Annotated in this window: 13 protein-coding genes; 7 read left to right on the top strand and 6 right to left on the bottom strand. The window is 59.8% G+C overall.

Features of this window, described 5'->3' with window-relative positions:
- Positions 1 to 28: 28 nt before the first annotated feature.
- The 5 genes from PGR6_RS11320 to PGR6_RS11300 all read left to right on the top strand — a co-directional run bounded on the left by PGR6_RS11320 (position 29) and on the right by PGR6_RS11300 (position 5175).
- Positions 29 to 1054 (top strand): ABC transporter substrate-binding protein, encoded by a 1026-nt coding sequence (locus tag PGR6_RS11320; protein WP_064617113.1) that lies wholly within the window; start codon positions 29 to 31, stop codon positions 1052 to 1054.
- Positions 1051 to 1995, top strand: coding sequence for an ABC transporter permease (locus PGR6_RS11315; RefSeq protein WP_032833935.1), 945 nt, complete (start codon positions 1051 to 1053; stop codon positions 1993 to 1995). The genes PGR6_RS11320 and PGR6_RS11315 overlap by 4 nt, the downstream gene beginning before the upstream one ends.
- A gap of 6 nt (positions 1996 to 2001) precedes the next feature.
- Positions 2002 to 2811 (top strand): ABC transporter permease, encoded by an 810-nt coding sequence (locus PGR6_RS11310; RefSeq protein WP_026286542.1) that lies wholly within the window; start codon positions 2002 to 2004, stop codon positions 2809 to 2811.
- 17 nt (positions 2812 to 2828) lie between these two features.
- Positions 2829 to 3983: an ABC transporter ATP-binding protein gene (locus PGR6_RS11305; RefSeq protein ID WP_018927706.1), complete on the top strand. Its 1155-nt coding sequence runs from the start codon at positions 2829 to 2831 to the stop codon at positions 3981 to 3983.
- 220 nt (positions 3984 to 4203) lie between these two features.
- Positions 4204 to 5175, top strand: coding sequence for a TerC family protein (locus PGR6_RS11300; RefSeq protein ID WP_064617112.1), 972 nt, complete (start codon positions 4204 to 4206; stop codon positions 5173 to 5175).
- A 49-nt stretch (positions 5176 to 5224) separates the two neighbouring features.
- Here the strand turns inward: PGR6_RS11300 and PGR6_RS11295 are convergent, their stop codons facing one another.
- Complete coding sequence (locus tag PGR6_RS11295) at positions 5225 to 6631, bottom strand: purine-cytosine permease family protein (protein ID WP_064617111.1); 1407 nt, start codon at positions 6629 to 6631, stop codon at positions 5225 to 5227.
- Positions 6632 to 6955: 324 nt separating this feature from the next.
- Between PGR6_RS11295 and PGR6_RS11290 the strand changes: the two genes are divergently transcribed.
- The gene (locus tag PGR6_RS11290) at positions 6956 to 7441 is read left to right on the top strand and encodes a flavin reductase family protein (RefSeq protein WP_018927703.1); all 486 of its coding nucleotides are present in this window, start codon (positions 6956 to 6958) and stop codon (positions 7439 to 7441) included.
- 35 nt (positions 7442 to 7476) lie between these two features.
- Positions 7477 to 8520, top strand: a complete 1044-nt coding sequence (locus PGR6_RS11285; RefSeq protein ID WP_018927702.1) for an LLM class flavin-dependent oxidoreductase — start codon at positions 7477 to 7479, stop codon at positions 8518 to 8520.
- 81 nt (positions 8521 to 8601) lie between these two features.
- Here PGR6_RS11285 and PGR6_RS11280 read toward each other — a convergent pair whose 3' ends face one another.
- The 5 genes from PGR6_RS11280 to glnT form a co-directional block, all read right to left on the bottom strand.
- Positions 8602 to 9927, bottom strand: a complete 1326-nt coding sequence (locus PGR6_RS11280; RefSeq protein ID WP_018927701.1) for an ammonium transporter — start codon at positions 9925 to 9927, stop codon at positions 8602 to 8604.
- A 173-nt stretch (positions 9928 to 10100) separates the two neighbouring features.
- Positions 10101 to 11441 (bottom strand): FMN-binding glutamate synthase family protein, encoded by a 1341-nt coding sequence (locus PGR6_RS11275; RefSeq protein WP_064617110.1) that lies wholly within the window; start codon positions 11439 to 11441, stop codon positions 10101 to 10103.
- A gap of 20 nt (positions 11442 to 11461) precedes the next feature.
- On the bottom strand, positions 11462 to 12145 hold the full coding sequence (locus PGR6_RS11270; protein WP_064617109.1) for a protein glxC: 684 nt from the start codon (positions 12143 to 12145) through the stop codon (positions 11462 to 11464).
- A gap of 11 nt (positions 12146 to 12156) precedes the next feature.
- A complete protein-coding gene (locus tag PGR6_RS11265) occupies positions 12157 to 13062 on the bottom strand; it encodes a class II glutamine amidotransferase (RefSeq protein ID WP_064617108.1) in 906 nt (301 codons plus the stop codon).
- A gap of 72 nt (positions 13063 to 13134) precedes the next feature.
- Positions 13135 to 14469, bottom strand: coding sequence for a type III glutamate--ammonia ligase (gene glnT / locus PGR6_RS11260; protein ID WP_018927697.1), 1335 nt, complete (start codon positions 14467 to 14469; stop codon positions 13135 to 13137).
- Positions 14470 to 14528: the final 59 nt, after the last annotated feature.

Below are 14528 nucleotides of genomic sequence, written 5' to 3'. Positions count from 1 at the left end.
TTAAAAACACAACAATGAGGGCGTGAAAATGGTGTTGAAGAAAAGTGCAACCGCAATACTGTTCGCGGGCTTACTGGCCACGGTCAGCCATGTGGCAATGGCGGCCGAAAGCGTCAACTTCGTCAGCTGGGGCGGTACCACCCAGGATGCGCAGAAGCAGGCCTGGGCCGATCCGTTCAGCAAGGCCACCGGCATCACCGTGGTCCAGGATGGCCCTACCGACTATGGCAAACTCAAAGCCATGGTCGAAAGCGGTAACGTGCAATGGGACGTGGTCGACGTCGAAGCTGACTTCGCCTTGCGCGCAGCCTCCGAAGGTTTGCTCGAACCCCTCGATTTCTCCGTGATCCAGCGCGACAAAATCGACCCGCGCTTCGTCTCCGATCATGGCGTCGGTTCGTTCTTCTTCTCGTTTGTGCTCGGTTACAACGAAGGCAAGCTCGGCGCCAACAAACCTCAGGACTGGTCCGCGCTGTTCGATACCAAGACCTACCCCGGCAAACGCGCCCTCTACAAATGGCCAAGCCCTGGCGTGCTCGAATTGGCGCTTCTGGCCGATGGTGTAACTGCCGACAAACTCTATCCACTGGACCTGGATCGGGCCTTCAAGAAGCTCGACACCATCAAGAAAGACATCGTCTGGTGGGGCGGCGGCGCGCAATCGCAACAGCTGCTGGCGTCGGGTGAGGCGAGCATGGGCCAATTCTGGAACGGCCGGATTCATGCCCTCCAGGAAGATGGTGCACCGGTGGGTGTGAGCTGGAAACAGAACCTGGTCATGGCCGATATTCTGGTCGTGCCTAAGGGAACGAAAAACAAGGCGGCTGCCATGAAGTTTTTGGCCAACGCCAGCAGCGCCAAAGGACAAGCTGACTTCTCCAACCTGACCGCCTATGCGCCGGTCAACGTCGACAGCGTGGCACGCTTGGATTCAGTGCTGGCCCCTAACCTGCCGACAGCCTACGCCAAGGATCAGATCACTCTTGATTTCGCGTACTGGGCCAAGAACGGTCCGGCCATCGCGACACGGTGGAACGAATGGCTGGTCAAATGAAAATGACAGCAACAGCGTCCCGTCAACCTACACCGACCGGGAGCGCCGCTGGCGCTGCCGGGGCGGTTCCCGGCAAGGCGGCTGCGATGAACCAATCTCCCTCCCTGGCACAGCGCTGGCGCGGGTCGAGTAATCTGATCCCCGCCCTGCTGTTCCTCGGTCTGTTCTTTCTCGCGCCGTTGATCGGCCTGCTGCTGCGGGGGGTGCTGGAGCCGGTACCGGGCCTGGGCAACTATGAACAACTGTTCGCGAACTCGGCTTACGCCCGGGTCTTGATCAACACCTTCTCGGTAGCCGGACTGGTAACGCTGTTCAGCTTGCTGCTGGGTTTTCCGCTGGCCTGGGCAATCACGCTGGTGCCCCGTGGCTGGGGCCGCTGGATGCTCAACATCGTGCTGCTGTCGATGTGGACCAGTCTGCTGGCGCGGACCTATTCCTGGCTGGTGCTGTTGCAGGCCTCCGGGGTGATCAACAAAGCGCTGATGGCGATGGGCATCATCGATCAACCCCTGGAAATGGTGCACAACCTGACCGGCGTGGTGATCGGCATGAGCTACATCATGATCCCGTTCATCGTGCTGCCGTTGCAGGCGACCATGCAGGCCATCGACCCGATGATTCTGCAAGCCGGTTCGATTTGCGGTGCCAGCCCCTGGACCAACTTCTTCCGGGTGTTCCTGCCGCTGTGCCGGCCGGGGCTGTTTTCCGGTGGCCTGATGGTGTTCGTGATGTCTCTTGGTTACTACGTGACCCCGGCCCTACTGGGCGGCGCGCAGAACATGATGCTGCCCGAATTCATCATCCAGCAGGTGCAGTCGTTCCTCAATTGGGGACTGGCCAGCGCCGGCGCAGCCTTGCTGATCGTGATCACGCTGGTGTTGTTCTACTTCTACCTGAAGCTCCAGCCGGAATCCCCGGTTGGCGCCAGCAACGCGAGGTAAGCCGTCATGCTCCTGACCCCCAATGCCATGAGCCGCCGGATGCGTTTCGGCCTGTACTTCACCACCGGGCTGATCGCGTTGTTCCTGCTGTTGCCGATTGTGTTCATCGTGCTGCTGTCCTTCGGCTCCTCCCAGTGGCTGGTGTTCCCGCCACCGGGCTGGACACTGAAATGGTACGGCCAGTTCTTCTCCAACGCCGACTGGATGAACGCCGCCATGGCCAGTCTCAAGGTGGCGGTGCTGACTACGATCTGCGCCGTAACCCTGGGCTTGCCGACCGCGTTTGCCTTGGTGCGCGGGCGCTTCCCTGGCCGGGAAATGCTCTATGGCCTGTTCACCCTGCCGATGATCGTGCCGCTGGTGATCATCGCGGTGGCGGTGTACGCGCTGTTCCTCAAGCTTGGTTACACCGGGACGATGTTCGCTTTCGTGGTTAGTCACGTGATTGTCGCGCTGCCGTTCACCATCATCTCGATCATCAATTCGCTGAAGCTGTTCGATCAGTCGATCGAGGATGCGGCGGTGATCTGCGGTGCCTCGCGCCTGCAAGCGGTGTTCAAGGTGACCTTTCCGGCGATTCGTCCGGGCATGGTCGCCGGTGCGCTGTTCGCGTTCCTGGTTTCCTGGGATGAAGTGGTGCTGAGCGTGATGATGGCCAGCCCGACCCTGCAAACCCTTCCGGTAAAAATGTGGACCACCCTGCGCCAGGACCTGACGCCCGTGATCGCCGTCGCCTCGACGCTGCTGATCGGCCTCTCGGTATTGGTCATGGTCATCGCCGCCGCCGTTCGCCGGCGTAATCAAATCAGCGCCTGAGCGCCCAGGAGAACGACATGAGTGCCGTCATCAAAGATTCCGCGCAGCAGCACGACAAACCACTGGTCAGCCTGCGCAACCTGAACAAGTACTACGGCGACTTCGCCGCCGTGGACAACATCTCGCTGGACATCAAGGACGGTGAATTCCTCACCTTCCTCGGCTCCAGCGGCTCCGGCAAAAGCACCACCTTGTCGATGCTCGCCGGCTTCGAAACCCCGAGCAGCGGCGAGATACTGGTCAACGGTCAATCGCTGGTCAACGTGCCGCCGCACAAGCGCGACATCGGCATGGTGTTCCAGCGTTATTCGCTATTCCCACACCTGTCGGTGCGCGACAACATCGCGTTCCCGTTGTCGATCCGCAAACTGGCCCCCGCCGAACGCGAGCGCCGGGTCGATGCCATGCTCAAACTGGTACAGCTTGAGCAGTTTGCCCATCGCCGCCCTTCACAACTCTCCGGTGGTCAGCAACAACGGGTAGCGATCGCTCGCGCGCTGGTCTATGAGCCACGCATCTTGCTGATGGACGAACCCCTCGGCGCGCTGGATAAAAAGCTGCGCGAAGACTTGCAGGACGAACTGCGCCAACTGCATCGGCGACTCGGTATCACCATTATCTACGTGACCCACGATCAGGAAGAAGCCATGCGTTTGTCTCAGCGCATCGCGATCTTCAGCCATGGCAAGATCGTGGGCCTGGGCAGCGGTTATGACCTGTACCAGAATCCGCCGAATGCGTTTGTCGCTTCGTTCCTCGGCAACTCGAATTTCCTCAAACTCAAGGCTCAGGGCAATGCGGTGGCTTCGTTTGAAGGCCAGTCGTTGTCGATTCGCCTGACAGCCGGTTTGCAAACCGATCAGGATGTATTGCTGATGGTGCGTCCGGAAAAAGCCCTGGCCCTGAGTGTCGAACAAGCGAGTCAAGAACCATTGGCGGCGGGCTGGAATGAAGTCTCGGCCAAGGTGGTGGAAGTGCTGTTCCTTGGCGAAAGCCAGACCTGCAGCGTAGTGACCTCGGGCGGCACGTCGATGACCGTCAAGGCCCTCTCTGCGGCCGGCATGCCACTCAAGGCGGGCGACCCGGTGCGCGTGCGCTGGGCGACGGCAGACGCTTGCGTTTATACCGAATGGGCTGAAAGTGATCTGAACAAAGCCGCTGGCGCTCACTGATGCAAAGGCCCACCAAGGTGGGTCCGATTTTCGCGTATCACCCTCGGGTCACCACAGCGTCGGGCTGCGGTGACCCTTTTTATGCCGAGGATTGGTGATCATCCGCGACACTTCGTAAATAACGAATTATCGATAAGGAATAATCGATTTTTCTTCCTCGCAATTCCCCCGCTAGCATGAACCTGTCGGCTCCAGAACACGTCCAGACAGGGAGAACGACATGCAGCCTATGAACATCGGCGAACCCTGGATGTGGGTCGCCTTCATCGCCTTCGTCCTGGCCATGCTGACTCTGGATCTGTTTGTCTTCGGCGGGCGCAAGGCACATCGGGTGTCGGTGCGTGAAGCATCGTGCTGGGTCATTGCCTGGTGCGCGCTGGCGCTGGCCTTCGCGGGATTGCTCCGGTGGTACTTGAATGGCGAGTTCGGACCCGAGATCGCCCAGCGCAGAATGCTGGAATTCCTCACGGGTTATCCGATCGAGCAGTCGCTATCGATCGACAACATGTTCATCTTCGTAATGATTTTCGGCTACTTCGCCGTGCCGCCGGAGCTGCAGCGCCGAGTGCTGCTGTACGGTGTGCTCGGGGCAATCGTGATGCGCGGGGCGATGATTTTCGCCGGCGTGTGGCTGGTGTCGCAGTTCGCGTGGGTGCTGTATGTGTTCGGTGTATTCCTGATCATCACCGGGATCAAAATGCTGGTATTCGCCGGTCACCGGCCTGACCTCGATAAAAACCCCTTATTGCGCTGGATACGCGGCCATCTGCGCGTTACCAACGGGCTTCATGGCGAGCATTTTTTTGTGGTGCAAGACGGTCGGCACTGGGCGACGCCGATGTTTCTGGTACTGGTGCTGATCGAAGCCAGCGACCTGGTGTTTGCGATCGACAGCATCCCGGCGATCTTCGCCGTCACCACCGATCCATTCATTGTGTTCACATCGAACATCTTCGCGATCATGGGTTTGCGGGCGTTGTATTTCCTGCTGGCCGACATGGCTGACCGCTTTCACTTGCTCAAATACGGTTTGGCGACCGTATTGGTGTTCATCGGCACCAAGATGACGCTGATGCCGTGGCTTCACATGCCAGTTGAATGGTCACTGGCCGTTGTCGGCGGGATCATCCTGACTTCGGTGCTGTTGAGCCTGATCATGAGTCGCAAGGAGGATCGAATGCGATCCCTGTAGAAGCTGATGCGGGCTGCGGCAGCTTCTACAGGCTTGATGCCCTACATTGTCAGTCGGCATAGCCCAGCTGCGCCGCCCTGCTCTGCCGGGTTTGCCCACGCGTCGCCAGGCAATAATAAAGCGGACACGTCACCACCAACCCCACCAGCCACGAAAGATCCGCCCCCTCGACCATATTGGCATACGGCCCGACATACAACGATGTATTGGCAAACGGCAGCTGCACGATGATCCCGATGAAATACGCAACGATCGCATGCAGATTGAAGCGTCCATAAATCCCGCCGTCAGCCCGGAAGATCGACGCGATGTCGTAGCGGCCGCGCTTGATCACATAGAAGTCGATCAGATTGATCGAAGCCCACGGCACCAGTACCAGCAACAGCGCCAGGATCAAACCGATGAACTGCGAGATGAAATCCGCCGAAGCGCCCAGCGCAATAACACAGCAACCGGCCAGCACCCCGCTCGACAACACCACCCGCAGCTTGATGCTCGGCGTCCACTGGCTGGCGAAGGTCTGGATCGAAGTGATGATCGACAGCACCGCGCCATACAGATTCAAGGCGTTGTGACTGATGATATTGAGCAAAAACAGCACCATCAGAATCGGCCCAAGCCAGCCGGTGGATTGCTTCACCGCGGCCATCGCTTCGGTACCTTCCGGGGTCGCCAGCACCGCCACCGCGCCGAAGCTAAACGACAGAATGGTGCCCAGGGTTGCGCCCAGGTAAGTGGCCCAGAACGGTTTGGCGATGCCGATATCCGCCGGCAGGTAACGGGAATAGTCCGACACATAAGGCGAGAAACTGATCTGCCAGATGATCCCCAGCGATACCGTGGCCAGCCAGCCAGAGAGGTTGAAGCTGCCGCGAGTCAGGAAATCCGATGGCAGTTCATGGGCGAAGATGTAAATGAACCCCGCAAGCAATGCGCTACCCATCACCCAAGTACCGATGCGGTTGAGGGTGTGGATGAAGTTGTACCCGATCACGCCGATCGCGGTGGCGCCAAGGGCACCGATCAGGATGCTCGCCGGCACCGGAACCGCAGGCGCGATGCCGACGATTGACTTGCCGGCCAACACGATGTTGGAAATAAAGAAGCCGATGTAGATCAGCGCGGCGAAAAACACAATCAACAACGCGCCATAACGGCCGAACTGGCCACGGCTCTGGACCATCTGCGGAATGCCCATACGCGGGCCCTGGGCTGATGCAAGGGCGATCACCAGTCCGCCGAGCATATGCCCGAGGGCAATCGCCAGCAGCCCCCAGAACAGGTCGAGGTGAAACACCTGAACCACCATCGCCCCCGTCACGATCGGCAACGGTGCGATGTTGGTGCTGAACCATAAAGTGAACAGGTCGCGGGCCTTCCCATGGCGTTCCGCGAGAGGGACGTAATCGACCGTGTGATTCTCGATCAACGGGTCTTGCCGGGACATCTGGGACATGTGCATGAACTCGAGTTTGTCTGATCTTATAGTTGTACGAAGCCAAACCGGGGGTGCGGCTTGGCAGCCCTCCAGATGCGAACCATATTATGGTATTCCAACCTTTTCACAAGGCTGATCCGATACTTTACCGGTAATCTGATCTGCACCTTCTGGGGCCTTCAGTACTCAAATTCGCGCCACAAACCCCGAAAACATTGGGTTATAAGCCCTCGAAATGCGTTTATCGGCAAAAATAAAAAGCCCTTGCAAACTATGTATTACGGTATACCATCAGACCTATAAATTCATAAAAACCACCTCACAGCACCCGAGGACCCTCCAATGATCGATGCCGCCATCTACAAACAAGTCATGGGCTCGTTCCCGTCCGGGGTGACGGTCATCACCACGCTGGATGACGATGGACAAATCGTCGGCCTCACCGCCAGCGCATTCAGCTCGCTGTCGATGGACCCGGCCCTGGTGCTGTTCTGCCCCAACTACAGTTCCGATTCCTATCCCGTATTGATCAAGAACAAACGCTTTGCCATCCACGTCCTTTCCGGCGGCCAGCAAAGCGAAGCCTATGCTTTCGCCCGCAAAGGCAAGGACAAGGCGCAAGGGATCGAATGGACGTTGAGCGAACTGGGCAATCCGATCCTGGCCAACGCCACGGCCGTCATCGAGTGCGAGTTGTGGCGCGAATATGAAGGCGGCGACCACGCGATCATGGTCGGCGCCGTGAAGAACCTGATAGTGCCGCAGCACACCGCCGGCCCACTGGTGTACTGCCACGGCAAGATGGGCGCCCTGCCCGTCCTCGCCTGAACCGACAGCCAATTACAAAGATTAGAGGTAGCGTCATGAAATTTTCCCTGTTCGTACACATGGAACGTTGGGACGAAAGCGTCAGCCACCGTCAGTTGTTCGAAGAACTGACCGAACTGACCCTGATGGCCGAGGCCGGTGGCTTCAGCACTGTGTGGATCGGCGAACACCACGCCATGGAATACACCATCTCGCCAAGCCCGATGCCGCTGCTGGCGTATCTGGCCGCCAAGACCACCACCATTCACCTGGGCGCCGGCACCATCATCGCGCCGTTCTGGCACCCTCTGCGGGTAGCGGGCGAATGTGCGCTGCTGGACGTGATCAGTAACGGTCGCATGGAAGTCGGCCTGGCCCGTGGCGCCTACCAGGTCGAATTCGACCGCATGGCCGGCGGCATGCCTGCCTCGTCCGGCGGTCAGGCGCTGCGGGAAATGGTCCCGGTGGTGCGCGCCCTGTGGCAAGGCGACTACGCCCACGACGGCGAGATCTGGAAATTCCCCACTTCCACCAGCGTGCCCAAGCCGATCCAGAAGCCCAACCCGCCAATGTGGATAGCGGCTCGCGACCCCGACTCGCACAACTTCGCCGTGGCCAACGGCTGCAACGTGATGGTCACGCCATTGATGAAGGGCGACGAAGAAGTTCTCGACCTGAAGAACAAGTTTCAGACCGCCCTGGACAACAACCCGGACGTACCGCGCCCGCAATTGATGGTGTTGCGCCACACCCACGTGCATGCCGCCGATGACCCTGAGGGCTGGAAAGTCGGGGCCAAGGCGATTTCCAAGTTCTACCGCACCTTCGATGCTTGGTTCGGTAACAAGACAACGCCGGTCAACGGTTTCCTGGAACCGAGCCCGGAAGAGAAGTTCGCCGAGCGCCCGGAGTTCAAACTGGAAAGCCTGCACAAAACAGCGATGATCGGCACCGCGGAAGAAATCATCCCGCGCATCAAGTATTACCAGGAACTGGGCGTCGATGAGTTCAGCTTCTGGTGCGACAACAGTCTGCCCCACGCAGAGAAGAAAAAATCCCTGGAGCTGTTCATCAAGCAGGTGGTACCAGCGTTTCGCTGAGTCCACCTATCAGGCTTTGCGATAAAACCCAGGTAAGCCAAACGCCGGCTCATGCCGGCGTTTTGCTGTCCGCGCCAGACCTCAATGGTTGTAGGCACGCTCGTTGTGCTCGGCCAGATCCAGCCCCATCTCCTCCACCGATTCATCAGCCCGTAAGCCGACAAGGACATTGACGAGTTTGAGAATGACCCAGCTCACCACGAAGCAATAGACCGTGGTCAGCGCAACGCCTTTTATCTGCGCCCAGACTTGTCCTCCCAGGGTCACGCCCTCCACCAGCCCGCCCAGAGATGGTATGCAGAATACTCCGGTCAGGATCGCACCAATCATCCCGCCGATACCGTGCAAGCCGAACACGTCGAGACTGTCGTCATAACCGAAGCGACGTTTCAGCACGGTGACGCTCAAGTAGCAGAACACCCCGCACAGCAGACCAATAGCCAACGCACCTCCAACGCCGACATAGGCGCACGCCGGCGTGATGCCCACCAGACCGGCCAAAGCCCCACTGGCCAGGCCCAGGGCACTTGGCTTGCCGACCTTGAACCACTCGGTGAACATCCAGCCGAGAATCCCGGCGCAAGCGCCCAGCTGGGTGTTGAGCATGACGATGCCGGAGGTGCCATTCAGACCGCCGCCGGAGCCGATGTTGAAGCCGAACCAGCCGACCCAGAGCATGGCCGCACCGGCCATGGTCAGGCTCAAGTTATGCGCCGGCATTGGCTCGTTTTGGTAACCCTTGCGTTTGCCCAGGATCAGGCACGCCGCCAGCGCTGCAACACCCGCATTGATATGTACCGCGGTGCCACCGGCAAAGTCGAGGACGCCCCAGTTATGCATCAAGGCCCCCGAACCACCCCAGACCATGTGCGCTACCGGGGCGTACACGAGGGTGAACCACAGCGCCATGAACAGCAGCGCCGCCGAGAACTTCATGCGCTCGGCGAATGCCCCGGCGATCAGCGCCGGGGTGATGATGGCGAAGGTCATCTGGAAGGTCACGAACACCCCTTCCGGAATTTCACCGACAAGGCTTTCCGGTGTCATGCCCGCCAGAAAGGCCCGGCTCAATCCACCGACAAAACTGTTGAACGTCACCTGTCCCTCGACCATGCCGGTGCTGTCGACCACCATGCTGTAGCCATAAATCACCCACAGCACCCCCACCAGGCCGGCGATGCCGAAGCACTGGGTAAACAACGACAGCATGTTTTTTGCCCGCACCAGGCCGCCGTAAAACAACGCAAGGCCTGGCAGACACATGAACAACACCAGCACGGCGGCGGTGACCATCCAGGCCGTGCTGCCGGTGTTCAACGTGGGAGCATCGGCTGCCTGTGCCAGCGGCACGAGCGCTCCGGCAGCCAGTAGGCCGAAAAGGGACTTGCCGAGAAGACGATTGACCATGTTCAAAGCTCCTGCAAAAGAAATGGGAAGTGTCGGGCAGTGAGCAAGGTAAGTGCGTACGGGTCTCTTGGGAGACTCTTGATCGTTGGGCAAGCCTGCGGCGATCCGGCAGGCCAACCGAAATATGTGTGGCGAGAGGGCAAGCCCCCTCGCCACAGGTTATCTCACAGGTTTCAATAACCACCCGAGCCCGGAACCCAGTTGGTCCCCGCCAACGGCACCCGCGCCATGGCGGCCGACTCCACCGTCAATGCCACCAAATCCTCGGGATCGAGGTTATGCAGGTGCGACTTGCCACACGCCCGGGCCATGGTCTGCGCCTCCAGTACCAATACCCGCAGGTAGTTGGCCAGACGCCGACCGCCTTCCACTGGATCCAGGCGTTTGGACAGCTCCGGATCCTGGGTAGTGATCCCCGCCGGGTCGCGGCCGTTCTGCCAGTCGTCGTAGAAACCGGCGGCCGAGCCGATTTTCTTCAGTTCCTCGTCCAGGCGTGGATGGTTATCGCCCAAGGCAATCAGCGCCGCCGTGCCGATGGCCACCGCATCCGCGCCCAGCGCCATCGCCTTGGCCACATCGGCGCCGTTGCGAATACCACCCGACACGATCAACTGCACCTTGCGATGCATGCCCATCTCCTGCAAAGCCTGTACCGCTTGCGGGATGGCCGGCAGAATCGGAATCCCCACGTGTTCGATAAACACTTCCTGAGTCGCCGCGGTGCCGCCCTGCATGCCGTCAAGGACAATCACATCCGCGCCTGCCTTCACCGCCAATTTGACGTCGTAGTACGGCCGGCTCGCGCCGATTTTCACGTAGATCGGTTTTTCCCAATCCGTGATTTCACGGATCTCGGCAATTTTGATCGCCAGGTCATCCGGGCCGGTCCAGTCCGGGTGACGGCAGGCGCTGCGCTGATCGACACCGATCGGCAACGTGCGCATGCCGGCCACCCGCTCGGTGACTTTCATGCCCAGCAGCATGCCGCCGCCACCGGGTTTGGCGCCCTGGCCCAGGACGATTTCGATGGCGTCGGCTTTGCGCAGGTCGTCCGGGTTCATGCCGTAGCGCGATGGCAAATACTGATAAACCAAATGCTGGGATTGACCGCGTTCTTCCGGGGTCATGCCACCGTCACCGGTGGTGGTGCTGGTGCCGGCGATGGTCGCGCCACGGCCCAGCGCCTCCTTGGCATTGGCCGACAACGCACCGAAACTCATGCCGGCAATGGTTACCGGAATCTTCAGGTGGATCGGCTTCTTGGCGAAGCGGTTGCCGAGGATCACATCGGTGCCGCACTTCTCCCGATAACCTTCCAGCGGGTAGCGCGAAACACTGGCGCCGAGCAGCAGCAAATCATCGAAATGCGGCACTTTGCGCTTGGTGCCACCGCCGCGAATGTCATAGATGCCGGTTTCAGCGGCACGCTGTATTTCCTGAATGGTCAGGCGGTCGAAGGTCGCGGACTCACGCAACACTGGAGTGCCTGCTTTTTGGGTAGTAGGGTCGCTCATGTCTATTCTCCTCGCGCGGATCAGTACGCGGATGCGTTATCGACTTTGAAGTTGTACAACTGTCGGGCCGAGCCGTAGCGCTTGAAGTCAGTCGCCTTATGCTCGAAACCGGCACGGTTCAGCAGGACTTGCAGCTCCTCCAAGTGTTCGGCGCGCATCTCTTTTTCGACGCAGTCCGAACCCAGAGATGCGACGCTACCCTTCACGTAAATATGGGTCTCGTATAACGAATCACCCAGTGCATCGCCGGCATCGCCGCACACCACCAGGCGTCCCGCCTGGCCCATGAAACAACTCATATGGCCAATGCTGCCGCCGACCACGATGTCGATACCCTTCATGGAAATCCCGCAACGCGCACCAGCATCACCTTCAATCACCAGCAGCCCGCCATGGGCCGTGGCACCGGCCGCCTGAGAGGCGCTACCTTTGACCCGGACGTAGCCGGACATCATGTTCTCGGCGCAACCGACACCGACATTGCCGTGGACGGTGATCGAAGCCTTTTGATTCATGCCGGCGCAGTAGTAACCGGCGTGGCCCTGGATCTCGATGGACACGGCCTGGTTCACCCCGACCGCGAGGTTGTGCTTGCCGTTCGAATGAGTCACCACCCATTCGCGGTCTTCAACGTTGTTGACCTGGTCGTGCAGCGCCTGGTTGAGGTCGCGCACGGTGGCAATGGAAAGATCGATGGTTTTCATGTGTGCGCTCCTTAAGCTGACTCGCGTTCCCAGATGTACATAGTGGCCGGTGCCGGCTCCCAGACTCTGGCGTGTTCGATCCCCGGCAGGCTCGACAGTGCCTGGTATTCGGAGGCCATGGCGACGTAGTCGTCAGTCTCGGCGAGGATCGCTGGTTTGCAGGCAATCGGGTCACGGATCACCGCAAAACCGTTGCGCGTACCGATGGCGAAGGTGAAGAAGCCGTCCAGGTCCTCCAGGGAATGATCCAGCGCCTCTTTCAGCGAATCGCCTTGCTGCAAGCGCCAGGTCAGGTAGCCGGCGGCGACTTCGGTGTCGTTGTCGGTCTCGAAATGAATGCCTTCACGCTTGAGTTCCTGACGCAGGCGGAAGTGGTTGGACAGCGAACCGTTGTGCACCAGGCACAGGTCGGCACCGGTGGAAAACGGGTGACTGCCTTCCATGGTCACCGCGCTTTCGGTAGCCATGCGGGTGTGGCCGATGATGTGGCTGCCCTTCATGCCGGCCAGGCCAAAGCGTTGGGAAATCTCCTGGGGCAAGCCCATACCCTTAAGGATTTCGATGCTTTGTCCAGCGCTCATAATGCGTACGCTCGGCGCCAGCTCAGCGAGGGCCAAGCGTACCGGCGCCTCTTCGGCATTGACCTTGAGCACGGCGGCGTTGGCGTTCTGGAACCAGTCCAGCGAGCAGCCGAGGCGCCCTTCCAGCTCACCCATCAGGGTTGTCCAGTCGAAGCCTTCGGTGGTCGCCTGCAGGGTCAGCTTGACCCAGCCATCGGCGACTTCATCGCCGTAAATGGCGAAGCCGGCACTGTCCGGGCCACGATCGGTCATGGCCTGCAACATGGGTTCAAACAGCTGGCCGAGCTGAGATTCCAGCTGTGGATTTTTCAGATAAAGACCTACGATTCCACACATATCAAGTCTCCTTCGGAGGCAGTGAACACTCGACGCCATGCCGGGTGCCCGAATGGTTGTCACAACTCAGTGTTAGAAAAATTCGGTGTAGCGCTGGATTTCCCAGTCGGAGACGTGGCGGCTGTATTCCACCCACTCCATGCGCTTGAGCTTGATGAACTCGCCGACGATCTGCGGACCCAGCACCTCGGCGAACAACGGGTCGGCTTCCAGCGCGTCGCAGGCTTCCTTGAGCGATTGCGGCAAAGTCTTGATGCCCCGTGCAGCGATCTGCTCCAGGCTCAGGCTGTAGAGGTTTTCATTGCAAACCTGGTCGATTTCCAGCTGACGGTCGACGCCATCCAGGCCGGCCGCAATGATCGCGGCGCTGACCAGATAGGGATTGCAACCGGCGTCCGGCAGGCGGAATTCGAGGCGGCCGTAAGGCACCCGCACCATCGCCGAACGGTTGTTTGCGCCGAAGGCAATAAAGGCCGGCGCCCAGGTCGCGCCGGACAACGAGTTGCCCACCACCAGACGCTTGTAGGAGTTGACCGTCGGCGCGGCGAAGGCACATAGCGCCGGGCCGTGGGCCAGCAGACCAGCGGCGAAGTGATAAGCCATTTTCGACAGGCCCATGCCGCTCGGGTCGCTGGCGTCATGGAACAGGTTCTTGTTCTCGGCGCTGCTGATCGACAGGTGAAAGTGCATGCCGTTGCCGGCACGTTTCGGGTCTGGTTTGGGCATGAACGAGCAGATCATGTCCAGGTCATTGGCAATCTCGCCGGCGGCCATGCGGAAGAAGGTGAAGCGGTCCGCCGAGGTCATGGCGTCGCTGTAGGTGTAGTTGATTTCGAACTGGCCGTTGGCGTCCTCATGGTCGATTTGATAGACCTCGAAATCCACCGCCTGCAAAGCTTCCGTCAGGCGTTCAAGAAACACCCGGGAGCGCGACAGGCCTTTGTAGTCGTAGCAAGGCTTGTCCAGGTTGTCGCTGAGGTCGACCAGTTGCAGCTTGCCCTGCTCGTCGCGGCGCATCAGGTTGAACTCGGGCTCCAGACCAGTGTTGAGGGTCCAACCCTTTTCTTCCAGGCGTTGCACTTGTTGCTGCAGCACATAACGGCTGTCATAGGGATGGGGCTTGCCGTCGACGTGGCCGATGCACACCACCCGCCCGTAACCCGGTTGCCAGGGCACTGCCGTCAGCGTCGACAGATCGCCACGGGCCATAAAGTCCGGGCCGTGAGGTTCCATGCCCATGCCGCTGATCGCGAACCCGGCAAACCCCGCTCCTTCCTCGGCAACAGCCTTGAGCCCACAGATGGGCACCGACTTGGTTTTGGCCGCCCCGTGTATATCCACAAACTGCGCAAGCACATACTTGATCCCGTGCTTGTCGATGATGCGCTGGGTTTCTGCTGGCAACATTGCTCGTCACTCCTCGCGAAAGGCAAAACATTGTGGATGGGCCTTGACTGACTTTTTAT

This window comes from Pseudomonas sp. GR 6-02, assembly GCF_001655615.1.
In the GTDB taxonomy this organism is placed as follows: Bacteria; Pseudomonadota; Gammaproteobacteria; order Pseudomonadales; family Pseudomonadaceae; genus Aquipseudomonas.
The sequence above is the reverse complement of the archived record's forward strand: the minus strand, read 5'-3'. Positions and strand labels throughout refer to the sequence as shown.